This window comes from Tessaracoccus defluvii (assembly GCF_014489575.1).
Classification (GTDB): Bacteria; Actinomycetota; Actinomycetes; order Propionibacteriales; family Propionibacteriaceae; genus Arachnia; species Arachnia defluvii.
Window position 1 is genome coordinate 3,534,073 of sequence record NZ_CP060789.1, and the last position, 22,583, is coordinate 3,556,655.

Annotated in this window: 15 protein-coding genes and 3 pseudogenes; 8 read left to right on the forward strand and 10 right to left on the reverse strand. The window is 68.7% G+C overall.

Annotated elements, in window-relative coordinates; genetic code table 11:
- Positions 1-340: 340 nt before the first annotated feature.
- From H9L22_RS16645 to H9L22_RS16655, 3 genes and pseudogenes are all read right to left on the reverse strand, one after another.
- Positions 341-1,419 (reverse strand): annotated as a pseudogene (locus H9L22_RS16645) (IS630 family transposase).
- A 47-nt stretch (positions 1,420-1,466) separates the two neighbouring features.
- A complete protein-coding gene (locus H9L22_RS16650; RefSeq protein WP_406707797.1) occupies positions 1,467-1,901 on the reverse strand; it encodes a helix-turn-helix domain-containing protein in 435 nt (144 codons plus the stop codon).
- Positions 1,902-2,086: 185 nt separating this feature from the next.
- Positions 2,087-2,470, reverse strand: coding sequence for a hypothetical protein (locus H9L22_RS16655; RefSeq protein ID WP_187720877.1), 384 nt, complete (start codon positions 2,468-2,470; stop codon positions 2,087-2,089).
- Positions 2,471-2,875: 405 nt separating this feature from the next.
- On the opposite strand from H9L22_RS16655, the gene H9L22_RS16660 reads away from it, so the two are divergent.
- The gene (locus H9L22_RS16660; protein WP_187720878.1) at positions 2,876-3,328 is read left to right on the forward strand and encodes a hypothetical protein; all 453 of its coding nucleotides are present in this window, start codon (positions 2,876-2,878) and stop codon (positions 3,326-3,328) included.
- 53 nt (positions 3,329-3,381) lie between these two features.
- On the opposite strand, the pseudogene H9L22_RS16665 reads toward H9L22_RS16660, so the two are convergent.
- From H9L22_RS16665 to H9L22_RS16680, 4 genes and pseudogenes are all read right to left on the reverse strand, one after another.
- Positions 3,382-4,083, reverse strand: a pseudogene (locus tag H9L22_RS16665) (IS630 family transposase); the annotation flags it as partial.
- A gap of 555 nt (positions 4,084-4,638) precedes the next feature.
- Entirely contained in the window at positions 4,639-5,079 is a 441-nt protein-coding gene (locus tag H9L22_RS16670; RefSeq protein ID WP_406707798.1) for a helix-turn-helix domain-containing protein, read from the reverse strand.
- 275 nt (positions 5,080-5,354) lie between these two features.
- Positions 5,355-7,478 (reverse strand): FAD-binding protein, encoded by a 2,124-nt coding sequence (locus H9L22_RS16675; RefSeq protein ID WP_187720879.1) that lies wholly within the window; start codon positions 7,476-7,478, stop codon positions 5,355-5,357.
- Between the two features lie 8 nt (positions 7,479-7,486).
- Positions 7,487-8,248 carry a 3-ketoacyl-ACP reductase gene (locus tag H9L22_RS16680; protein WP_187720880.1) on the reverse strand — a complete coding sequence of 254 codons (762 nt, stop codon included), beginning with the start codon at positions 8,246-8,248 and terminating at the stop codon, positions 7,487-7,489.
- A 165-nt stretch (positions 8,249-8,413) separates the two neighbouring features.
- On the opposite strand from H9L22_RS16680, the gene H9L22_RS16685 reads away from it, so the two are divergent.
- Both H9L22_RS16685 and H9L22_RS16690 read left to right on the forward strand, forming a co-directional pair.
- On the forward strand, positions 8,414-9,595 hold the full coding sequence (locus tag H9L22_RS16685) for a Gfo/Idh/MocA family protein (protein ID WP_226965946.1): 1,182 nt from the start codon (positions 8,414-8,416) through the stop codon (positions 9,593-9,595).
- A gap of 132 nt (positions 9,596-9,727) precedes the next feature.
- Positions 9,728-10,462, forward strand: coding sequence for a sugar phosphate isomerase/epimerase family protein (locus tag H9L22_RS16690; protein WP_226965947.1), 735 nt, complete (start codon positions 9,728-9,730; stop codon positions 10,460-10,462).
- Positions 10,463-10,607: 145 nt separating this feature from the next.
- Here the strand turns inward: H9L22_RS16690 and H9L22_RS20090 are convergent, their stop codons facing one another.
- Complete coding sequence (locus H9L22_RS20090) at positions 10,608-14,216, reverse strand: rhamnogalacturonan lyase family protein (RefSeq protein ID WP_320060561.1); 3,609 nt, start codon at positions 14,214-14,216, stop codon at positions 10,608-10,610.
- Between the two features lie 292 nt (positions 14,217-14,508).
- Between H9L22_RS20090 and H9L22_RS16705 the strand changes: the two genes are divergently transcribed.
- Positions 14,509-15,285 (forward strand): potassium channel family protein, encoded by a 777-nt coding sequence (locus H9L22_RS16705; RefSeq protein WP_187720881.1) that lies wholly within the window; start codon positions 14,509-14,511, stop codon positions 15,283-15,285.
- 71 nt (positions 15,286-15,356) lie between these two features.
- Here the strand turns inward: H9L22_RS16705 and H9L22_RS16710 are convergent.
- Positions 15,357-16,399 (reverse strand): annotated as a pseudogene (locus H9L22_RS16710) (LacI family DNA-binding transcriptional regulator).
- Positions 16,400-16,585: 186 nt separating this feature from the next.
- On the opposite strand from H9L22_RS16710, the gene H9L22_RS16715 reads away from it, so the two are divergent.
- Positions 16,586-17,908 (forward strand): Gfo/Idh/MocA family protein, encoded by a 1,323-nt coding sequence (locus H9L22_RS16715; RefSeq protein WP_226966348.1) that lies wholly within the window; start codon positions 16,586-16,588, stop codon positions 17,906-17,908.
- A 215-nt stretch (positions 17,909-18,123) separates the two neighbouring features.
- Here H9L22_RS16715 and H9L22_RS16720 read toward each other — a convergent pair whose 3' ends face one another.
- A complete protein-coding gene (locus tag H9L22_RS16720) occupies positions 18,124-18,798 on the reverse strand; it encodes a rhamnogalacturonan acetylesterase (RefSeq protein ID WP_187720883.1) in 675 nt (224 codons plus the stop codon).
- A gap of 108 nt (positions 18,799-18,906) precedes the next feature.
- Between H9L22_RS16720 and H9L22_RS16725 the strand changes: the two genes are divergently transcribed.
- From H9L22_RS16725 to H9L22_RS16735, 3 genes are all read left to right on the forward strand, one after another.
- Positions 18,907-19,821, forward strand: coding sequence for a DUF6807 domain-containing protein (locus H9L22_RS16725; protein ID WP_187720884.1), 915 nt, complete (start codon positions 18,907-18,909; stop codon positions 19,819-19,821).
- Positions 19,818-20,915, forward strand: a complete 1,098-nt coding sequence (locus tag H9L22_RS16730; protein ID WP_187720885.1) for a Gfo/Idh/MocA family protein — start codon at positions 19,818-19,820, stop codon at positions 20,913-20,915. Before H9L22_RS16725 ends, H9L22_RS16730 begins: the two co-directional genes overlap by 4 nt.
- Before the next feature lie 287 nt (positions 20,916-21,202).
- A complete protein-coding gene (locus H9L22_RS16735; protein WP_226965948.1) occupies positions 21,203-22,552 on the forward strand; it encodes an ABC transporter substrate-binding protein in 1,350 nt (449 codons plus the stop codon).
- The last annotated feature ends 31 nt before the right edge of the window (positions 22,553-22,583 follow it).

The window sequence follows — 22,583 nt, forward strand, 5'->3', positions numbered from 1 at the left end:
GATTTGTGCACGGGAGCCCGCGCTTCGAGAGGATCGCGCATTCGTCCGGCTTGTCATGTGTTCGTCTGGCTCGGCCGTGCGGTTGTCTGGCTTTCCGGGCATTTATCTCGCTCCAGCGTGCACCCTGCTGGCTCTAGCCGCCGTTACGGCGATATGCACACAGCGGCGGTTCCACGGAGATTTGTGCACGGGAGCCCGCTCCGTGGAGATTTGTGCACGGGAGCCCGCGCTTCGAGAGGCTCGCGCATTCGTCCGGCTTGCCGTGCGTTCGTCCGGCTCGGCCGTGCAGTTGTCTGGCTTTCCGGGCATTTATCTCGCTCCAGCGCGCACCCTGCTGGCTCTAGTGGCTTGTCGTTGAGACATGTTTACGTTTCCGGTCTATTCGGTCAAGAATCTGGTCGGGAGTTTTGGTCCACATGAATGGATGTTTGCGTCGGTTCCAACCGTTGATGAAGGTGCGGATCTTGCCTGTGAGGTCGCGGACCGAGGTGAAGGTCCCGCGCCGGATGGCTTGGCGTTCGATGATCCCGAACCAGACCTCGACCAGGTTCAGCCAGGATCCGGAGGTCGGGGTGAAGTGCACGGTGATCCGTGGGTTCGCGGCGAGCCAGTCGCGGACCTCGGCCTTCTTGTGGGTGGCGTAGTTGTCCATCACCAGGTGGAGTTCCTGGGTCGGGTAGGCGCGGGCCACGTGTTTGAGGAAGCCGAGGAACTCCTGATGTCGGTGCCGGTCCTTACACAGGCCGGTGACCTTCCCGGTGGCGACCTCCAACGCCGCGAACAGGGTGGTGGTGCCGTGCCGGACGTAGTCATGGGTGCGCTGCTCCGCATGGCCCGGCGCCATCGGCAGTGTCTTCTGAGTCCGGTTCAACGCCTGGATCTGCGACTTCTCATCCACGCACAACACGATCGCGTTGTCCGGGGTGCGAGATACAGGCCCACCACGTCGGTGACCTTGGCCACCAGCTCCGGATCGGTGGAGAACCTGAAGGACTCCGCCTTCCACGGGCGGACCCCGAACTCCTTCCACACCGCCGCGACGGTGGCATGGTCGACCCCCACACGCGGCGCCAGCAGCCGAGACGACCAGTGCGTCACCCCCAGGCTGGCCGGCGGCGGGTCCAAAGTCGCGGCGAGGATCGCAACCCGGTCGACCCGGCGGGGTCGCCCCGGGCGGGGCTCATCAGCCAAACCCCGCACACCCCGCTCGACGTAGCGGTCCCGCCACAGATTCACCGTCGGCCTCGACACCCCCACCGTGTCCGCGATCACCTGGTTCCCGACCCCGTCAGCGGCCAGCAACACGATCCGCGCCCGCTGTGCCGTGGAGGCCATCACCGTGGCCGCCCGGGTCAGGCGCTCCAACTCGCCCCTATCGCCTTCACGTAACTCCAATGCTGGGGCTGTCCTATTCGCCATGCCCCGATTGTCCCACGCAACCGTAAAGTTACATCACCGACACGCCACTAGTGGCTCGGCGGTGAAGTGAGTTTACGTTTGTGGTCCATCTTGGCGAGGATTTCGTCTGGGGTCGCGTTCTCCGGCGGGGCCAGGTACAGCCCGACGGCATCGATGACCTTGGCTTCCAGTTCCGGATCGGTGGAGAACTTGAACGTGTCGGCCTTCCACGGCCGGACCCCGTACTTCTTCCACGCTTTGGTGACCGTGGAGTGATGCACCCCCAGCCGGGGAGCCAGGAGCCGGCTCGACCAGTGAGTCACGCCCAAACTCTTCGGCGGCGGCCTCAACGTGGCGGTGATGATCGCCGCATCATCGACCACTTTCGGCCGGCCCGGACGCTGGACGTCAACCAGTCCCTCCAGGCCGTGTTCGAGATAGCGGCCCCGCCACAGATTCACCGTCGGCCGCGACGCCCCCACCAGCTCGGCGATCAGGGGCATTGGCTGTCCCCTGGGAGGCCAACAACACGATCCTGGCCCGCCGCGCTGCCCCTGCCGTGGTGGTGCTCGAACGCACCACCTTCTCCAGTACTGCTTGATCGCCCGGCGCGAAGCGCGAGGGCTGGGGCTGGTTGTTCGCCATGCCCCATTATCTCACCAAACCGTAAAGATATTTCAGCGCCACGTCAGTAGCTGGCGTTTTCCGGCGGTGGAGCCAGCGGGAAAGGCCTCCCGCGCGCATCCAGGTTGTCATCCTCGGTGACGTGGCCGTACCAGCGGATGCCACCGCTGGTGACAGTATCGTCGATGTCGTGAGGTTCGAGTATGTCCCAGACGTCCTGATAGGCCTGCCCCTCCCAAAATGAGTCCGCGTCCTCGGTCGGATCGGGGAGCGGGTGTTGTCGCCGCAGGCCGTGGCGGCCAGGCACGCCGTCCATGCGATAGACGATCTGAACCAGCTCGACGGCCTCATCGATCCAGCCCTCCTCGAGGTGCACCCAGGGGGCATTGTCGTAGTGCAGCAGCCACAGTCGATTCCAGTGGGCGATGTAAATGTCACGATCTGTCACAAGCTGGCTCCTTGGCGGTATATCCTGAGCAAGCCATGCTAGACGCAAAGTAGAGGTAATCGTGACCACACACGCTCGACGCCGACACCCACTTCCGATTCTGCTCGCTTCAGCGATTTTAGCGACGTCTCTCGTGACCCCAGCGTCCGCCCAAGCTGCCGCTCCACCCGCGGGATACCCGACAGGCACAATCATGCAGACCACACACAACGCAAAGTTGGGCATTGGTATCCCGTTGCGGCGAGGTTTCTTCGATACCGATGTAAACAAGGGATTTGGCTGGGACAAGGTGTGGAACTACCACAACATCACTACCTTGACGGCTGTTGCAAACATGTCGAAATCAACCAACACGACGATTCAAGGGACCAGCGTGATCCTCAAGACCTGGGCTGGAAAGATGGAATGTTCCGCATTCTCCTGCCGGGTCACCGAGCAGATCGAGCTGCGGTTGGTGGCTGTCACGAGCAACCCGGGACGTACAGCTACACGGCAGCCAACCCCAAACGGTTGGTTACTGTCTCGACCGGTGCAACCAATCAGTCCTGGGGTGTCCAGACCGCTTACTGCGTACTCGCGAGCGGTGTCCGTTGCCCCAATTGGGTGACCTTCTCCCTGACCAACCCAGGCATCCCGAACCCAAAGCGGGCCGCCTCGTCCACAACTGACAGGACACCGGCCTCGGCTGCCCCGGCCCAGCCTCAGGCCGCACCCCAGGAGCTGATCGAGGCACCCGCAGACGACGTTCAGGTCGACGAGTATGCCGTGTTTTCCTACGAACCACTGCCTGACGAAGTCGACGAGTCGTTGGTTCAGCAGGCCCAGGATGATGGGGTTCCGCTGAGCGAGATCGACTGATTACCGTGGGCGGCTCCCGTCCGCTTCCTTCAGTGGTTCAGCCCGGTCCCTTTCTAGTGGCTCGGCGGTGAAGTGAGTTTACGTTTGTGGCCGATCTTGGCGAGGATTTCGTCTGGGGTCTTGGTCCAGATGAATGGGTGTTTCCGGGTGTTCCAGCCGTTGATGAATCCGCGGATCTTGCCGATCAGCTCGCGGACTGAGGCGAAGGTGCCACGTCGGATGGCCTGGCGATCGATGATGCCGAACCACACTTCGACCAGGTTCAACCATGACCCGGAGGTCGGGGTGAAGTGGACCCGGACGCGCGGGTTGGCTGCGAGCCAGTCACGGACCTCGACTCGCTTGTGTGCGGCGTAGTTGTCCATCACCAGGTGCAGTTCCTGCTCCGGGTAGGCGGGGGCCACGTGCCTGAGGAAGCCGAGGAACTCCTGATGACGATGCCGCTGTTTGCAGAGTCCGGTGACCTTCCCGGTGGCGATCTCCAGCGCAGCGAACAAGGTGGTGGTGCCGTGGCGGACGTAGTCGTGGCTGCGTTGCTCGTTGTGGTCAGGCTGCATGGGAAGCACCTTCTGGGTGCGGTTCAGTGCTTGGATCTGGGACTTCTCATCGACGCACAACACGACCGCGTTCTCCGGCGGGGCCAGGTACAGCCCGACGGCATCGATGACCTTGGCTTCCAGCTCCGGATCGGTGGAGAACTTGAACGTGTCGGCCTTCCACGGCCGGACCCCGTACTTCTTCCACGCTTTGGTCACTTCGTAGAGGAGCAGTGCCACGTCACCACCACGCCCGGCCCACACATGCTCGAAGCAGGCCTGCTGCACCAGCGCCCGGTAGTCCAACTGCCCACAGCGTCTCAACGCGTTGTTGAAGGTGTTGCGGTGCGCGGCCTGGATCCCCAGCTTGGTGACCACACGGATACTGTCGAGCTTGGACGTCGGCTCCACCAACCGGGCCAGGACCAACTGGAAGAACGCCTCGTCAGCCACGACATCGAACCCGAGCCAGCGCCAGGAGCCCCGCAGCACATCGACCAGCAGCCGGGAGACCTTGCCCTCCACCACAGCCGCGCCAGCACGAGGCCGCCCACCAGCGCCGGTATCGAAGTCCAACTCCGGCTGGTTCGCTGCCAGTTTGTCCCGGCCAGCCTGCATCAACGCTGCCAACTCCGCTTCAGAATGAGCTGACCCGAGATGCTCGACGATCCTGCGGGCCCCACGCTGTTTCTCCACGATCTGGACCGCCGTAGCCCCTGAAGCCGTCTTCACCTTCCGCAGGAACGGACTCATGACCGGATCCTACCGGGCTTCTTAGTGCCCCACGCCACCCAGTCGACCAGCAACTGACAAGCCAATACGCCGAGCAAACCCACGAAAATCAGGCACCGTTGTGCAACTCAGGAGGTACAGCCCGACGGCATCGATGACCTTGGCTTCCAGCTCCGGATCGGTGGAGAACTTGAACGTGTCGGCCTTCCACGGCCGGACCCCGTACTTCTTCCACGCTTTGGTGACCGTGGAGTGATGCACCCCCAGCCGGGGAGCCAGGAGCCGGCTCGACCAGTGAGTCACGCCCAAACTCTTCGGCGGCGGCCTCAACGTGGCGGTGATGATCGCCGCATCATCGACCACTTTCGGCCGGCCCGGACGCTGGACGTCAACCAGTCCCTCCAGGCCGTGTTCGAGATAGCGGCCCCGCCACAGATTCACCGTCGGCCGCGACGCCCCCACCAGCTCGGCGATCAGGGGCATTGGCTGTCCCCTGGGAGGCCAACAACACGATCCTGGCCCGCCGCGCTGCCCCTGCCGTGGTGGTGCTCGAACGCACCACCTTCTCCAGTACTGCTTGATCGCCCGGCGCGAAGCGCGAGGGCGGGACTTGACACCGCCATATGCACACGGCGGCGGCTCCACGGAGATTTGTGCACGGTTCTTCGGGGCGCTCGCTGGACTCGCTCATCAGGGACCAGCGGTCCTTCGAGACGCTCGCTGGGCTCGCTCCCCAAAAGCCGGTCCTCTCCGCCCCATCACTCCCCGCGGGGCGGAACCCCCTTGTCCGTCCGGAATGCCCGCCACACGTTCTCGAAGAAGTCGTCGTCGCTCGGGATCGGCCGTACCGCCCTCCATGAGAACTCTGGCTCGCCCTCGCCGCTCCAGTCGACCTCCTGCGTCACGCCGTCCAGCGCGCCCGCGTCGAGGACGAAGCGGAACTCCTCCGGCAGCCCCAGGTCCCGGTCGGGCCACGGCAGGTCGCCCGCCGGGTCCGTGTACAGGACCGAACCGCGCGAGTTGCCGCCGTGGTCGAGGTAGTCCTTCATCGCGTGCAGGTAGACGTACTGGCTCGTCAGGATGTCGTGGATCAGGAACAGCCGGTTGACGCTGCGTCGGGACGAGTCGTCCACGACCATCAGGTCCGCGTACCCCTCCAGGGTGCGCGTCACCTGCTCCAGCGCCTCGAGGACCGACGCCCGCGAGCGGACCAGGCCCGCGTTGCGGCTCATCAGCGTGGTCAGTTCCTGCAGCACAGCTCCGGTGTTGTCCTCGGCACCCGAACGGTGTCGGGCGACGGCGTCGGCGAGCAGCGTCGTGGCCCTCCCCAGGAGCGGGGAGGCCGCCGCCTCGAAGGAGTCGTCCTCCGCGGGGGTCCCGGCGCGGTGCGCTGCGATGTACTGCGCCGCGCGGGTCGAGCCGACCTGGCCCGAGTTCAGCGCCGCGCCACCCGGACGGTAGACGCCGTGCGCCCCGGCCGCCTCGCCCACCGGGAACAACCCGTCGACGACGGACGAATGCCACCAGCCGTCGACGGCGATGCCGCCGTTGTTGTGCTGGGCGCAGACGGCGATCTCGAGGAGGTCGCGCTCCAGGTCCACGCCCGGGTTGCGGCCCAGGTAGAACTGGTACGACGGCTCGTTCATGTGACGGAGCCGCTGGATCGGGGTGGTGCCCGCCAGGTCGGCAACCCCGGCGCGCTCCAGGTAGACACGCGCCTGCTCATCGAGCGCTGCCGCGTCGAGGTCGCCCTGCGGGTTGCTGCGGAAGTCGAGGAACACGCGCCGACCGCGCTGGACCGTCTCCCGGTAGACCAGCAGGTCGATGAGGCTCGACCCGTCACGCGCCTTGCGGATGTCGAACGGCCACTGGTAGCCCTTCAGGAACACCAGGCTTGCGAGCAGGTTCGGGTCGTCGATGACGTCGGAGAGGAACTCCCGCTCATCGCCGCCGTCCGCGTCGGTCGACACGAACCGCGACACCACCTGCATGTACGTGCCGGACACGTTCCACCGCGGCTTGATGGAGGCCAGGCCGAACTGCCATTCGGTCAGGTTGTGGCCGCGGGCCCCGTTGCGCAGAGCCGCCCCGGCCGCGCCCCACTGGCCGTGCGGGAACACCGAATCGGAGTACATGCCGGCTGGCCCGCCGGTCGCGAGCACCACGTTCGTGGCGCGCACGAGCAGGAACCGGGACGGCTCCTTCGCCAACTGCTGGCTGAGGGTCCCCGTCGGCTCCGGCGCGGGCACCTCCCCGACGTTCGTTTCGACGACCTCCTCCTCGGCCGCCGGGTTCCTGACGGCGCCGACATCGGTCCGCAGGAACAGCGCCCCGCGGACGACGCCGTCCTCGACGACGATGTCGACCAGGCGGCAGTTGCCGAGCACGGGGATGCCCAGCGCCCGGACCTTCGCCTCGAGCGACTCGACCATCGACTTGCTCGTGAAGGGGCCGACGGAGGTCGCCCGCTGGCGCGGATCGTGGTCCGTCTTGTAGCCGACGAACTCGCCCGAGTGGTTGGCCGGGAACGGAACCCCGGCCTCGATCAGGTGATAGAAGCTGCGCGCGCTGAGCGCCGCCTCCGCCAGGGCGTTGTCGCCGTCCATGGAGCCGCCGCTGAACAGCGTCTCGGCCATGGAGCGCACCGAGTCCGGCTCGCTGCCCGAGAGGGTGAGCTTGTAGTAGGTCTGCTTATCGGAGCCCGCGTTACGGGATGCGCCGGCCCGGATCTTGTCGGCCGTCATGACGACGTCGGGGGCGCCGAAGCCGGCGAGCCGGACCGCGGCGTTGTACCCGGCCGAGCCGGTGCCGATGACGAGGCTGGTGGTGGTCACGACGGGCACCCGCTCGCCGTCGAGCGTCAGGTGGGAGAGCTGTGTCATGCCTGTCCTCAGAGCGTCGGGATGTGCATGCCGCCGTCGACGTGGATGACGTCGCCGGTGCTGTACGGCATGAGGCCGGAGGTCAGGGCGACGACGGCGCCGCCGACGTCGGAAGGGGCTCCCCAGCGCGGCATGGGAGCCATGCCCTGCGCGAAGAGCGCGTCGTACTTCTCCTTGACGCCAGCGGTCATGTCCGTGGCGACGACCCCGGGGCGGATCTCGTAGACGGGGATGCCCTCGGGCGCGAGGCGCACGGCCCACAGTTTCGTTGCCATGGAGCCACCAGCCTTCGAGATGCAGTACTCGCCACGGTTGACGGAGACGGTGTCGGCGGAGATGGACGACACGTTGACGATGGTGCCGCGCACAGGCTCCTCGCCCCGCTCCTGCGTCAGCATCTGGCGTGCCACGGCCTGGGTCAGGAAGTACGGGCCGCGCAGGTTGATGTCCATCACACGGTCGTAGCTCTCCGGGGTGGCGTCGAGGATGTCGAGGCGCTCCTGCGGTGCGACGCCGGCGTTGTTGACGAGGATGTCGATGCGTCCGAAGCGGTCGACGATGTCGGCGACGAGCTGTGCATGGGCGGCGACGTCGTCGACGCGCCCCTGGAAGTAGGCGGCCTTCTCGGGGCCACCGAGGGACTCGATGAGTCCGTCGGGCTCCGGGCGGGTGGCGACGACGGCGACCTGGACGCCCTCAGCGATGAGGGACGTGGAGATGCCGAGGCCGATGCCTCGGTTGCCTCCGGTGACGATGGCTACACGGTTCATGGCCCCATTCTGGCTGGGACCCGGACGTTTGGCAAGCGCTTTCCGGCCTTGTGGCGCCCGGCGAGACCAAGGGCTCGCGCGCGTGGCCTTGCGTTCGGGCCGCGCCCCGTGCCAAGATAACGGAAAGCGTTTACCCAAAGACGGGCCACACACAGAAGGAATGAAGTGACGAACACCGCCAACTCCAGCCCCCAGATCCGCGAGATCGGCATCATCATGAACGGCGTCTCGGGGCGCATGGGGTACCGCCAGCACCTGGTGCGCTCCATCCTCGCCATCCGCGACGAGGGCGGCATTGAGCTCTCCGACGGCACCCGGATCACGGTCCGTCCGCTGCTGGTCGGCCGGAGCGAGGCCAAGCTCGCTGAGATCGCGGCCCGTCACGGCATCGAGGACTACACCACCGATCTCGACGCTGCGCTGGCCGACCCGAAGTGGGAGATCTACGCCGACTTCCTCGTCACCAAGGCCCGCTCGGCCGCGCTGCGGAAGGCCATCGCCGCAGGCAAGACCATCTACACGGAGAAGCCGACCGCCGAGTCCGTCGACGAGGCGCTCGAGCTGGCCCGGCTCGCCGCGGCCGCCGGCGTCAAGACCGGCGTCGTCCACGACAAGCTCTACCTCCCCGGCCTGCAGAAGCTGAAGCGTCTCATCGACTCCGGCTTCTTCGGCCGCATCCTCTCCGTGCGCGGCGAGTTCGGCTACTGGGTCTTCGAGGGTGACTGGCAGCCGGCGCAGCGTCCCAGCTGGAACTACCGCGTCGAGGACGGCGGCGGCATCATCGTCGACATGTTCCCGCACTGGAACTACGTGCTGGAGAACCTCTTCGGCGAGGTCAAGAGCGTCTACGCGCAGGCATCCATCCACATCCCCGAGCGCTGGGACGAGAAGGGCGAGAAGTACGCAGCCACCGCTGAGGACGCCGCGTACGGGATCTTCGAGCTCGACGGCGGCACCGTCGCCCAGATCAACTCCAGCTGGACGACGCGCGTCAACCGCGACGAGCTCGTCGAGTTCCACGTCGACGGCACCCTCGGCTCCGCCGTCGTCGGCCTCTTCGGCGCCAAGATCCAGCACCGCAACGCCACCCCGAAGCCCGTCTGGAACCCCGACCTCGAGGACGCCCACGACTACGACGGCGACTGGGCCAAGGTGCCGACCAACGACGTCTTCGCCAACGGCTTCCGCCAGCAGTGGGAGGAGTTCCTTGAGTCCTATGTCGCCGGGACCGACTACCCGTTCGACCTGCTGGCCGGCGCCCGCGGAGTCCAGCTGGCAGCGGCCGGCCTGCAGTCCTCCGTCGAGGGCCGCAAGGTCGAGCTGCCCACGCTGAGCCTGGAGTCCTGACGTGACCGGCGTGGACCCGCGCCTGTCCATCAACCAGGCGACCATCAAGCACGCCGACCTCGCCACGGCCCTCCGCGTCACCGCGGAGGCCGGGGTGGGGCCATCGGCCTGTGGCGCGAGCCCGTCCAGGAGGTGGGGCTCGCCACCGCCGCGAAGATGCTCGCCGACAGCGGGCTGCGGTTCTCCTCCCACTGCCGGGGCGGGTTCTTCACCGTCGCCGAGGGGCCGGAGCGCCGAGCGTCCATCGACAACAACCGCAGCGCCATCGAGGAGACGGCGACCCTGGCCGCCGCGGGCGCACCAGGGTCCACCGCCGTTCTCGTGCTCGTCGCCGGAGGCCTGCCGGCCGGGTCGAGGGACCTTGCCGGCGCCCGTGAGCGGGTCCGCGACGCCATCGGCGAGCTTGCGCCCGAGGCCGCAGCCGCCGGTGTCCAGCTCGCGATCGAGCCGCTCCACCCCATGTACGCGTCCGACCGCTGCGTGGTCTCGACGCTGGGGCAGGCCCTCGACATCGCCGCGGACTTCGACGGCTCCGTCGTCGGCGCCGCCGTCGACACGTTCCACATCTGGTGGGATCCCGACGTCATCACCCAGGTGGAGCGTGCGGGCCGCGAGGGCCGCATCGCCACCTACCAGGTGTGTGACTGGTCGACGCCGCTGGCCAGCGACGTGCTGCTCAGCCGTCACTACCCGGGCGACGGCGTGATCGACTTCGGCCCGATCACCCGGGCCGTCATGGCCTCCGGCTACGACCGGGACATCGAGGTCGAGATCTTCAACGAGGAGATCTGGGCAACCGATCCCGCGGTGGCCGTGCAGCGCACCGCCGCCGGGTTTGCGTCGGCGGTGTCCCCGCACCTCGGCTGAGCTGTGCTGCCGCAGAAGGCGGCAGAAGACGCCACAAGGGCCGGTCCTGCTGGGACCGGCCCTTCGTCGTCCCCGAACCCGGGGGACCCGGAGACGGGTGTGGGGCCGGTCCACGCGGACCGACCCCGCCTCAGTCACGTCGTGCTCAGTACGTTCCGAGGTCCTCCCAGGGCCCGTGGGGCGTGCCCGGGGTCTGGTTGCGGGTCCACCACTTGGCCTTCCAGGTGTGGCCGTTGTGGGCGACGGTTTCTCCGCCCTTGTAGGTCCAGGAGCTGGTCCAGGTGCGGATGTCGTCTCCTGCGGCGGGGACGAGGGTGCCTTGTTCCATCCAGGGTCCGGTGTTGGTGGTGCCGGGGGTCTGGTTGCGGGTCCACCATTGGGCGACGTAGGTCTTCCCGTTGTGGGTGACGGTGTCGCCGGTGTCGTAGGTGGCCTTCGCGTCCCATGCAGGATGGGCGGGCGGCGCCGGCTCGACCAGCGTGAAGGTCACCGTCGTGACGTTGCCCGCCACGTCGAAGACCCGCAGCTCGTTGGCGCCGAGCACCGCGCCGAAGACACCCGGTCGCACCCCGTTGAGGTCCGACCACGTGTTGTCGACCAGGTCCTTCTCGACCCCGTTCAGCGTGAGCCGGTCCACCTTGTGCTCATCGAAGAGCTTGAAGGAGACGACCTCGTAGCCATCCTCGGCGGTGCCGATCGTCTCGCCGGCGCCCGTCTTGACGGTCACCGTCGGGGCGGTCAGGTCGCGCTGCGGGACGGTGATGTCGGTCCGCTGCGACGGAAGCTCCGCCTCGTCGCCGAGGTAGAAGCTCGCGAAGCCGACCTGGTCGTAGCCGGTGTTCTTGTTGGCCACGCCGTTGCGGTACATCGGATCGTGCATCAGGGTGCGGATGCCGTACTGGGTGGGCGCCAGCGTCGTCACGATCGCCAGCCGGTTCCCGGAGGCCCGCAACACGAGCTCCTCGCGCCAGTCGCCGAGGAGATCGGCCTTGAGGGTCGGCGTGCTCTTGCTTCCCGTCGACGTGAGCCCGGTGGCCAGGTACTGCGTCGCCGCGAAGGTCTCGTCATTGACGGTGCTGATGTTCGCGCCGTTGACGGCCATGTGGGTCAGGCCGCTGCCGAACCAGATGGCATTCAGCCCCTGGGCGATGCCGCGGGCCGTGGCCGTCGTGGTGAGGACGCGTCCGTCGACGAGGCTCCTGACCTCGCGGGTCGAGGCCGCGGACCCGGCCTGGGCGCCCGGCCAGCGGTTCGAGAAGTTGCCCGCGACGCTGCCCTCGTCGTCGCTCTGCTGGTACCGGCCGTAGATCATCGAGTTCTCGACGACGATCTCGCCGTCGCTGCCGAGCCGTCGGCCCTTCAGCGGGTCGTGCGCCTCCGGGCCGGGGATCCAGCCGTAGTGGCGGCCGTTGCGGAGGTCGTCGTAGAGGTGCTCCTCGCTGCCCGAGAAGTGCATGATCTTGTCGTCCGCATCGACGGGCAGCAGGGCGCTGCGGTCACCGTGACGCAGCGGCGCCCACTCGTTGAGCGGGTTGTTGCGGACCTCATCGGTGGCGAACTCGAAGACGCCGACGGCGGGCGCCTTCCCGTCCATGCCCGCAATGGTGGGCATGACGTCCCCGTTCAGGACGAGGGGCTCGATCTCCTTCCCGTCGGCGCTCAGCCCCAGGACCATCGCCTTCATCACGATCTCGTCCCTGCCGTCCCCGTCGAGGTCGGCCGAGGTCGTGAAGTGGTTGCCGCGGTTCTGGTAGTCGTAGGCGCTGCCGCCCAGGGCCCAGTCGTCAGGATCCGCCGAGTCGAACGCGGCCTGCAGGACGACCTCGCCGTCGACGACGGTGTACGCCGCGAACGCGGTGCGGGCGTAGTACCCGCGCTGCGACACGGCGGAGGTGTGGGTGCCGTCGAGGTTGGCCACGACGCCGAGGTACCGGTTGGCGCGGTTGCCCTGCGCGTCGCCCCACGAGGCCGCCTTCCACGGATCGGTCAGCCAGTACGCCTGCGACGGATCCATCATCTGCGCCTTGTAGCTGTCCGGCGTGTCGGTGCCGGGGCCGGGGAAGGCGAGGTAGGCGTAGTTGCCGCGCTGGGTGGCGGGTGTCATGGCCCAGTCGTCGCCGTCGACGCTGCCCGCGTAGGTGTGCGGGTAGGCGGCGCTGTCGACGAGCACGCCCTTGCCGGCGCCCTCGTCCCACTCGAACGCGGAGAAGAACTCCTGGTCGTCCTTGGCCTCGCCGATCGGACCGACGTGGTACGTCTTGATCCAGCGCTTGATCGCCGGGTTGTTGGGCCCGTCGTTGCCGCCGCCGGCGATGGGGCTGCGGTAGGAGATGGTGAAGCTGTTGAGCAGCGACCAGTACGTGTCGAGCGACTGCTCGTCTCCTGCGGCGAAGTACTCCTGGAACTTCGGCTGCGTCGACTTGAGGCCGTCGGCGCCGCCGACGACGGTCGCGGCCGTGTCGGGGTAGACGACGCTCTGCGATGCCTCGTCCCAGTTGCCGATGCGGGTGCCGAGGCCGGTCTTCAGCATCAGCTCGGAACGGCCGTCGGAGTCGAAGTCACCGGCGAACAGCGTGGTCTCGTGGCCGTTGGCCGCGCGCACGTTGTAGCCCATGTCGACCCGGAACAGCAGCGTGCCGTCCTGCTTGTAGACGTCGATGTACTCCGGCGCGGTGGTCGTGTTGGACCCGTTGAAGATGGGCTCCGAGTACATCGGGTCCTGCTGCGTGGAGCGCCACTTGACGACGACCTCGTACTCGCCGTCGCCGTCGAAGTCGCCGACCGTCATGTCCTCCGTCGCGTAGGGGGCGCTCAGCGAGGTGTGGATCGCGCCCGACCCCGTCTTCGCGTACGGGAGGCTGGTTCCGGAGTCGAGGTTCTCCACGTAGGTGACGAACTTCGCCTCGAGTTCGGCGTAGAGGGCGTCGGAGATGACGCCGTCGGCGCCGAGGGAGGCGGTGGGCTGCCAGGTCTCGCCGTTGTAGGAGTTGAGCTTCTCGACCCAGCCGTCCAGGTCGGCCGCCGTCACGGGCGTGCCGTTGGCGTGCGGCTCGCGGAAGGCGCGCAGGAGGTCCATATCCACGACGAACCAGTGCTCGCCCTCCGTGCCGGGGACGACCATTTCAGCCGCGTTCAGGTTCGTGCCGGGGCCGAACCGCTTGTCGCGGTAGGTGAAGTGGGCCAACTGGACCGGCTCGGGCGCCGGCTTGAGCGGGATGTAGTGGGCCGCGCCCCGATCGGCCTGGGCCGGGGAGCCCAGCGCCGACAGCATGGGGACGCTGAGCCCCTGACGGGGACCCTCGATCCCGTTGACGACGGGAGCGACCTCGTAGACGGACGCGACGGTGCCGTCGGGATCGAGGTAGTTGGACGGCGTCACGTCCTCCTTCACGACGCCGGGGTTGGTGGCGTAGTCGCTCTCCGGCTGCACGTCGCGCGGCGCGACCGTGGCGATGCGCGCGAAGTCGGCGTCACCGTCCTGGCGGTAGACGTTCCACGAGATGGCATCGGGCTCGTCGCCCAGGAAACGCCAGCTGAGGAAGACGCCTCCCTCGGTCTGGGCGGCGACGAGGCCGCGGGTGAGGTACTCCATGGAGCGGACCGTCGGAGCGGGGTCGGCGTTCGCCGTCTGCGGGGCGGCGGCGAAGAAGGAGGCCCCGAGGGCCAGGGCCGCGGTGGTCGCAGCGAGCTTGCGCAGGGGACGGCGGGGGTCCGGTCCTGCTGGATGGATGAGGGGAGAGGTGTGTCTGGGCACCTTGCCCGTTCCTTTCCTGCCGGCCACACCGTCGGTGGTGTGGGGGCGCGGGTGAGGGGGATGTCGATAAAGCGACCCGACCTTGGGTAATCGCTTTCCGAGGAACGTAGCCTGCCCGGAGGTGGTGACGCAAGGGAAGGCCGGGGAAATGAGACGAAGGTCGACTCGTGAGGCTGGGCAGGCGCGGCCGGGGGCATGCGGGACTGGCTAGGGGGTTTGCCGTGGCCGGCCGCCCGCGCGTCCGGTCCCGCCTCGCCCTTTCCCACGTCGCCCTGGGGCACAATCGGAGGGCATGTACGGTGACAAGGTTGTCCGATGGGAGCGGTGGACGAAGTGGCCGCTCGTGGTCGCTGGAGCGTTGTTCCTGCTGACCTTCGCGCTCGAGGTCATCGACCCCGATTCGTGGTGGGCGCTCACCGTCGCCAGGCCGCTCCTCATCGTGCTGTGGGCACTGTTCGCCACCGACTACGCGGTGCGGCTGGTCTTGGCGGAGCGCCGCTGGCACTGGTTCCGGCGGCACCTCCTCGACCTGGTCATCGTCCTGCTGCCGATGTTCCGCCCGCTGCAACTCGTCGAGTTCGTTGCCCTCCTGATCCTGGCCGAACGGGAAGCGGGGGCCGCGACCCGCGGGCGCGTGGCCACCTACGCCGTCTTCGGCACCGTCCTTGCGGTCTTCGTGGCCAGCCTCGCCGTCCTCGAGGTCGAACGAGGGGGGAGCGGCCCGATCCGGAGCTTCCCGGATGCGCTGTGGTGGTCTGTTGGGACGGTCACGACGGTCGGGGCGGAGGGGGTCCATCCGGTCACCGACGCGGGCAGGGCGGTGTCGTTCCTCCTGACGCTGGTGGGCCTCGCGCTCCTCGGAGTGGTGACGGCGCTGCTCACCTCCTGGGTCCTGGAGAGGGTCACCGTCTCTGCCGGCGTGCCTGCCCCGGCTGGTGAGGACCAGGTGGAGGAACTGCGCGCTGAGATGGCCGAGCTGAGGACGCTGCTGGCAGCGGCGGTCGAGGAGCGCGAACGCCCCGCGGGCGACGGGCTGGCCGGCTCGCCCAGCGTCGCGTCGGCGGGCTGACCGCGCGGGAGGGGTGAGCCGGGTCGGAGCCGGCGGCAGTCAGGGGCGCCTCGATCGATACCGATCGATTGTCAATAGGCATGTGCGGCGGGGCCCGTCGACTCACGCCAGACCGGCGACATCAGGGGGGCGGCGGCTTCCGTCGGCTCGAGGCCGAGGGCGCGCAGCAGGCTGGCGCCTGCCCGCCGTCCGACCTCGGTGTGGTCGATCGCGACGCTGGTCAGCGCCGGCGTCGTCCATCCCGCGACGGTGCCCGTGTCGAAGCCTGTGACGCTCAGGTCCTCGGGACCCGCCAGCCGCGCCCGATGGCCCCGCGCACCGCTCCGAGGGCGAGCAGGTCGTTGGCCGCGATGACGGCGGTGACGCCCCCGTCGGCGGGCAGGTCGGCCACCGCGTGCATCGCCACCGCTGGATCCCAGTGGCACTCGACGACCCCGCGGTCGTCGAGGCCCAGCTCCGCGACCGCCGTCAGGTAGGCGTCGCGCCTGGCGCAGGCCGACTCGTGCTCGTACGACCCGGCCAGGTGCAGGAAGCCTCGGTGCCCGGCGGCCGCGAGGCGCGCCACGAGCTCGCGAATGGGGGCGGCGGTCGCCAGTTCCCCGATGCCGTGGAGGTCGTCGTCGTACAGCGGAAACTCGACGACGGTGGGCGCCCCTGCGCCGGGGGCGGGGAGACCGAGTGGTGTCAGCGCCAGCACGCCCTCGAACAGGCCGGAGCCCAGCAGGTCGAGCGCCCGGCGCCGCCGCTCGTCGGGACTGCCGCCGAGCGCCACCACGTCGACGGTGAAGCCGGCCTCGCGGACGGCGCCGGACACCCCGCGCAGCACGTCGCCCGAGCTGGCCGTTGGCCCCTCGGGGAGGAGAACGGCCATCCGGCCCGTGTGTCGGGTCCGCATGGCGCGGGCCGCGAGGTTCGGCTGGTAGTCCAGATCCGCGATGGCGGCGGCGATGGCGTCCCGGTAGGACTCCCTGACGGTGGCATCCGCGCGGAGGTAGCGGCTGACGGTCTGGTGCGAGACCCCCGCCCGCTGGGCCACGTCACGGATGGTGACCGGGCGCCCGGGGCGCGGAACTGTGCTCACCGTGCCATCTTGACACACCTTGTGATCGATCACTAGCGTTCAGAGTGAACGATCACTTAGCCCGAGAATGAGAGGCGCTCCTGTGTCCCAGCAGCCCGTGACCGACCAGAACCCCACCGCGCCCCGGCCGGCATCCTCCGCGTCGTCGACGCCCGACGCCGGCGTCATTCCCCGCTTCGCGCCCGCCCCGAGGGCCGCGCGCGCCGTCGTTTCGCCGTCATCGGAACCGGGCACCGCTCCGGCATGTACGTGTCGGCGATCACGGGGGACCACGCGGACGTCGCCGAGTTGGTCGCCTGGTGCGACACGAACCCCGGCCGCATGGGCGTCTACGACGCGGAAGCAGGTGACGCGCTGGGTCTGGGCGGGCCCGCGGGACTGCCCCAGTACGGGCCGGACGACCTCGAACGGATGATCGCCGAGCAGCGCGTCGACGCAGTCGTCATCACGACCCCGGACTACACCCACGCCGGGTTCGTCACCCGCGCCCAGGCCGCCGGCGTCGACGTCGTCGTCGAGAAGCCGCTCGCCACCACCGCCGGTCAGTGTCGCGACATCATCGACTCCGTCGCGGCGACGGGCCGCGACCTGACGATGACCTTCAACTACCGCTATGCCCCGCGGAACTCGACGTTGCGCGAGGTCATCGCCTCGGGCGCCATCGGCACTCCGACGAGCGTGCACTTCGAATGGGTGCTCGACACGGTGCACGGCGCCGACTACTTCCGTCGCTGGCACCGGCAGCGGGAGAACTCGGGCAGCCTGCTCATCCACAAGGCGGCCCACCACTTCGACCTGGTGAACTGGTGGCTGGACGACGTTCCGGCCCGCGTCTTCGCCTCGGCCGGCCTACAGTTCTACGGCGCCGCCAACGCGGCGGCCCGCGGCCTGGGGGAGCGGCCCGAACGGGGCACCGGCGCCGGCCGTGACCCGTGGGCGCTCGACCTGACGCGCGATCCGCGGCTGAAGGCCCTCTACCTCGATGCCGAGCACCACGACGGCTACCTGCGTGACCGCGACGTCTTCGGCCCCGGCATCGACATCTACGACAACATGTCGCTGGTCGTCGACTACCGCTCCGGCGCCCGCATGTCGTACTCGCTGAACGCGCACTCGCCCTGGGAGGGGTACACCGTCGCCGTCAACGGCACCGAGGGCCGGGCGGAGCTGACGGTCGTCGAGCGCGGCGCCGTCCTGATCGGGGAGGACGGTGAGGTCGTGCTCGACGCGTCGGCCAACCCGGACGGCCCGGGCGTGACGACCTCGCGTCCGGAGGGCGAGCGGCTCGTCGTGCAGCGTCACTGGGGCGCGGCAGAGGGGATCCCGGTGCCCGCGGGCATCGGCGGTCATGGGGGCGGCGACGCGATCCTCCTCATGGACGTCTTCCGGCGTGACCTGCGCCTGTCTGACGATCCGCTGGGCCGGGCTGCGGGCTACCTGGACGGGGTCCGGGCGGTCGCCGTCGGGATCGCGGCAAACGAGTCGCTGGCGTCGGGCCGCGCTGTGACGATGGAGGAACTGGGCCTGGCGCCTGCCGTCTGACCCGGTGGGCACCGGCCGCCTGACCAGGCCATCTGACCCGGCCGGGGGGCCCCGTGCACGTTTCTCCGCTGAGCCGCCGCTGTGTGCATATGCACGGAGCGGCGGCCTGAGCCAGACGAATGCACGGGGAAGCCAGATTCGTGCACGTGGGGCCAGATTCGTGCACGGGCTCCCCGAGGGCCGCAGCCGCCCGGCCTCGACGTCGAGCAGGACGGCTACGCCATCAGCGCCGAGCCCATCGTCGGGCCGTCGCCGTCGCGCCGTTCCAGCGCCCGCAGCGACCGGGCCACGAACGCCGCCACCTTCCGCGCCCCCTCGATCCGGAAGTGCGTGTTGTCGGTCAGTCCCTCGGGCCAGGCGGCTGTCTCGCCCGGCGCGTAGTGGCTCAGCAGTCCGCGCGACGCCTCGTCGCCCAGGTCCTCGTAGAGCCAGGTCGTGAACACCGTCAGATCGATGAGGCCCGCATCGAGTTCATGCGCGAGGTCGCGGACGGCGTTCGGGTAGTCGCCGTGCGTCGGGGTGACGGCGTCGCCGTCGAACCAGCGCCGCTCGCACGACGTGCACAGCACCGCGACGGCTCCCCGCGCCCGCGTCTCGGCGACGAAGCGGCGAAGCCTGTCGGTGTATCCGCCTCGCGAGGCCAGCAGTTCGGGTTCCTTCTGGTCGTTGTGGCCGAACTGGATGACGACGGTGTCGCCGTCGCGTACCTCGCCGATCAGCTCGTCCCACGACCCGGAGGCGATGAACGACTCGGTCGTGGCCCCGCCGAAGGCGAGGTTGCGAACGGGCGCGTCGACGTAGTCGCCCAGGAACTGCCCCCAGCCCGACATGGGCCGCTCGGGCTCCTTCATGGGGGCGACCGTCGAGTCGCCTGCCAGGTGGTACGTCATCGTCGCCTCCGTCGTCGGATCGTGTGGCACCACCCTAGGGGATAGCGCTTTCCTCCCCGTGGCCGGATGCCCTAATCTGGGACGCATCCCCCTCATCGCGGAGGTTCCATGCGAATCGACACCACCACACCAGGCACGCTGACCGTCCTCGCGGGCGACGTCACCGTCGCCTCCTACGTCCACGCCCCGACGGAGGTGCAGCTCGAATCGCCAAGGCCCTACGCGCTGCTCGCCACCACGTCGGGCGCAGCCGTGACGGCCTACCGGCCCGACGACCACGTCTGGCACAAGGGCCTCTCGCTCGCGCTGCCCGTGGTCGGGAAGCACAACTTCTGGGGCGGCCCCACCTACGTGCACGGCGAGGGCTACGTCCAACTCCCGAACAACGGCGCCCAGACGCACCGCGGCTTCGAGCTGGCAGAGGTCGACGGCGACGGGGTCGCCCGCATCGTCGAGATCCTCGACTGGACCGCCGAGGACGGCTCTCCCGTCATCGTCGAGCGCCGCACCCTCACCGCCCGGAGCATCGACGACGGCACCTGGGCCCTCACCTGGCACAGCGCGTTGCGCAACCTCACCGACGGCGTGCTCGGCTTCGGCTCGCCCACGTCGAAGGGGCGGGAGAACGCCGGCTACTGCGGCATCTTCTGGCGCGGCCCCGTCACCTTCCAGGGCGGCGAGATCCTCTCCCCGGCCGGCCTCGCCGGGGACGAGGCGCGCGGCGAGCCCGGCCCGTGGCTCGCGTTCGTGGCACCCGACCGCTCCGCGGGGGTCCTCGTCCTCGACGGTGCAGAGGCGCCGAACCCGTGGTTCGCCCGCAGCGAGGAGTACGCGGGGCTCAACCCTGCGCCCTTCTTCTACACCGAGACCCCGCTCGTCCCGGGGGAGACCCTGGTGCTGTCCGCGGCCGTCGTCGTCGGCGACGCCGAGGTGGCATCCCTCGCCGACACCGTCGGCACCGCGCTCGTGGCCGAACTGCGCGCCACCCGAAACACCATCGAAGAAACCGAGATCACCCGATGACCGAGACCCTCCGCTGCGCCATCGTCGGCACCGGCGCCATTGCCCACTTCCACGCCCGCGCCATCGAGGCGCACCCGCACGCCGAACTCGTCGCGGTGACGAACCAGACCCGCTCGAAGGGCGACGCTTTCGCCGAGAAGTGGGGCGGGCCGGCCGTCTACGACACCCTCGACCAGTTGCTGGCCGCCGAACATCCTGACGTGGTCCTGATCTGCACCCCGCCAGGAGTCCACCGCGTCCAGACGCTCGCCGCGTTCGCCGCCGGCGCTCACGTCATCGTGGAAAAGCCCCCGGCGCCCTCCCTCGACGAACTCGACGAGATGCGCGCCGCCGCCGACAAGGCCGGCAGGCAGCTCGCCGTGGTGTTCCAGCAGCGCACCGGCACCGCAGCTGCCCACTTCCGCGGCCTGCTGGCCGACGGGAAGCTCGGACGCCCGCTGCTCGCCCAGTGCCAGACCCTCTGGTACCGCGACACCGACTACTTCGCCGTACCCTGGCGCGGCAAGTGGGAGACCGAAGGCGGAGGCACCACGCTCGGCCACGGCATCCATCAGCTCGACCTGCTCGGCTTCCTGCTCGGCGACTGGGCGACCGTCGAGGGCCGCCTCTGGCGCCTCGACCGCGAGACCAACACCGAGGACACGTCGACGGCGACCATCACGTTCGCCAACGGCGTCGTCGCCCAGGTCGTCAGCAGCGCCGTCGCCCCGCGTCAGATCAGCTCGGTGCGCATCGACACGCAGAAGGCGACGATCACCGTCGAGCACCTCTACGGCCACGGGCACGAGAACTGGTCGATCACCCCGGCGCCCGGGTACGAGGACGAGGCGGCCAGCTGGGCGCTGCCCGAGCACGAGGAGCGCAGCGACCACGCCCCGCTGCTTCGCGACGTCTTCGACGCCCTCCTGAGCGGCGCCCCGCTGCCGCCCACGGCCGACGAGCCGGCGCGGTCGTTCGAGATGGTGGCCGCGATCTACGCCTCCGCCGCGGCGGACGGCGCACGGATCACCCCAGCGGACCTGGCGCAGCACCCCACCCACCGCAAGGGCTTCGAGAGCCCCGTGGCCGACATGCGTCCGGCCTCCGAGCGCTGATCGGCGCAGCATCCGACGACGGCGAGCGCCGGGTCCCGCTGGGGCCCGGCGCTCGCCGTCTCCACCCTGGTAAGCGCGTCGACACCTCGGGCGGCTCGGGCCGGGAGGGGGCGGTCCTGTGAGCGCACACAGGGGAGGGGTGGATTGATACCAAACCGTTATGAAACGAATCAAACCCCCCGGTTGCGAAACGCTTTCCCGGCCTGTACCTTAATGGAAAGCGCATTCCGGGACCGGACTGCGGGAGCCGGGAACAGTGGATGTTCAGGCGCAGGATGTGAATCTCAATGAACGAGAGGACAAGGATGTTCAAGAAGCGGATGCTCAGCGTGGTGGCCCTGGCCAGCGCTGCGGCCCTGGCGCTCACCGGTTGCGGTAACGGCGCCACCGAGGAGCCCACCACGGCCCCGACGGGTGCCCCCGGCACCACCGCCCCGGCCGACCTGAAGGCGGAGCTCAACTTCGCCTTCTGGGGCAACGACGTGCGCGCCGAGCTCTACAACAAGGTGCTCGCCGAGTTCAACAACGAATACCCCAACATCAAGGTGAACGTCTCCTTCCTCGGGTTCCCCGAGTTCTGGGAGAAGCGCCAGACCGAGGCGGCCGGCGGCGGTCTGCCCGACGTCATGCAGTTCGACTACTCGTACCTGCGTCAGTACGCCGAGAACGGCCTGCTGCTCGACCTCGCCCCCTACCTGGGCACCACGATCGACACCGAGCCCCTCTCGCCCGAGATGCTCTCGATCGGCGTCGTCAACGACGTCACCGTCGCGATCCCCACCTCGACCAACGCCTGGGGCATGTTCACCAACCCCAAGCTGATCACCGACCTGGGTGTCGAGGACTACCCCGGTGGCACCTCGTGGGATGACTACGTCGCCTGGATGGCCAACGTCACCGAGACGGCCAAGGGCAAGGGTGTCGAGATGTACGGCGGCACCGACTACACCGGCCGCATCCAGAACTTCGAGATCCAGCAGCGCGCCAAGGGCAAGGACCTGTTCACGCCCGACGGCAAGGCCAACTTCACCGAGGACGACCTGAAGGCGTTCTGGAACGAGGGCGCCAAGGTCCGCGAGAGCGGCGCCGTCATCGGCCAGACCCGCCTCGAAGAGGTCGCCCCGCTGTCCGCCTTCGACGCGGCCCTGACCGTCAGTGAAATGACGTGGGACAACTTCGGTGGCGGCTACCTGGGCAACCTGGGCGAGGAGTACACCGAGCTCAACCTGGTCGCCCCGCCGGTGACCGAGGAGGGCGCGAAGGACCTGTACCTCAAGCCGTCCATGCTGCACGTCATCTCCGCCAGCACCAAGCAGGCTGAGGCTTCCGCCGTCCTGGTCAACTACCTGATCAACTCCCCGAAGGCCGGCGAGATCTTCGGCACCAACCGCGGCCTCCCGGCCTCGGCGACCGCCCTCGCCGCCGCTGATCTCGACCCGATCAGCACCAAGATCAAGGAGCACCAGGAGAACATCGCCGATCGTCTCGGCGACGCCCCGCCCGTCCCGATCATCGGCTACGGCACGCTCGAGGAGAAGTTCCGTCTGCTCGGCACCGAGCTGGCCTTCGGCACCGTCTCCGTCGATGACGCTGTCAGCCAGTTCTTCACCGAGATGGACATCGTCCTCAACCAGTGAGCAAGTGAGGGGCCCGGGCGACCCTGCCCGG

Coding starts and splice junctions, on each gene's coding strand:
- H9L22_RS16650 (WP_406707797.1), bottom strand. CDS start 1,901: ATGCCCCTGATCGCCGAGCTGGTGGGGGCGTCGCGGCCGACGGTGAAT.
- H9L22_RS16660 (WP_187720878.1), top strand. CDS start 2,876: ATGTTCCGCATTCTCCTGCCGGGTCACCGAGCAGATCGAGCTGCGGTT.
- H9L22_RS16670 (WP_406707798.1), bottom strand. CDS start 5,079: ATGCCCCTGATCGCCGAGCTGGTGGGGGCGTCGCGGCCGACGGTGAAT.
- H9L22_RS16675 (WP_187720879.1), bottom strand. CDS start 7,478: ATGACACAGCTCTCCCACCTGACGCTCGACGGCGAGCGGGTGCCCGTC.
- H9L22_RS16680 (WP_187720880.1), bottom strand. CDS start 8,248: ATGAACCGTGTAGCCATCGTCACCGGAGGCAACCGAGGCATCGGCCTC.
- H9L22_RS16705 (WP_187720881.1), top strand. CDS start 14,509: ATGTACGGTGACAAGGTTGTCCGATGGGAGCGGTGGACGAAGTGGCCG.
- H9L22_RS16720 (WP_187720883.1), bottom strand. CDS start 18,798: ATGACGTACCACCTGGCAGGCGACTCGACGGTCGCCCCCATGAAGGAG.
- H9L22_RS16725 (WP_187720884.1), top strand. CDS start 18,907: ATGCGAATCGACACCACCACACCAGGCACGCTGACCGTCCTCGCGGGC.
- H9L22_RS16730 (WP_187720885.1), top strand. CDS start 19,818: ATGACCGAGACCCTCCGCTGCGCCATCGTCGGCACCGGCGCCATTGCC.
- H9L22_RS16735 (WP_226965948.1), top strand. CDS start 21,203: ATGAACGAGAGGACAAGGATGTTCAAGAAGCGGATGCTCAGCGTGGTG.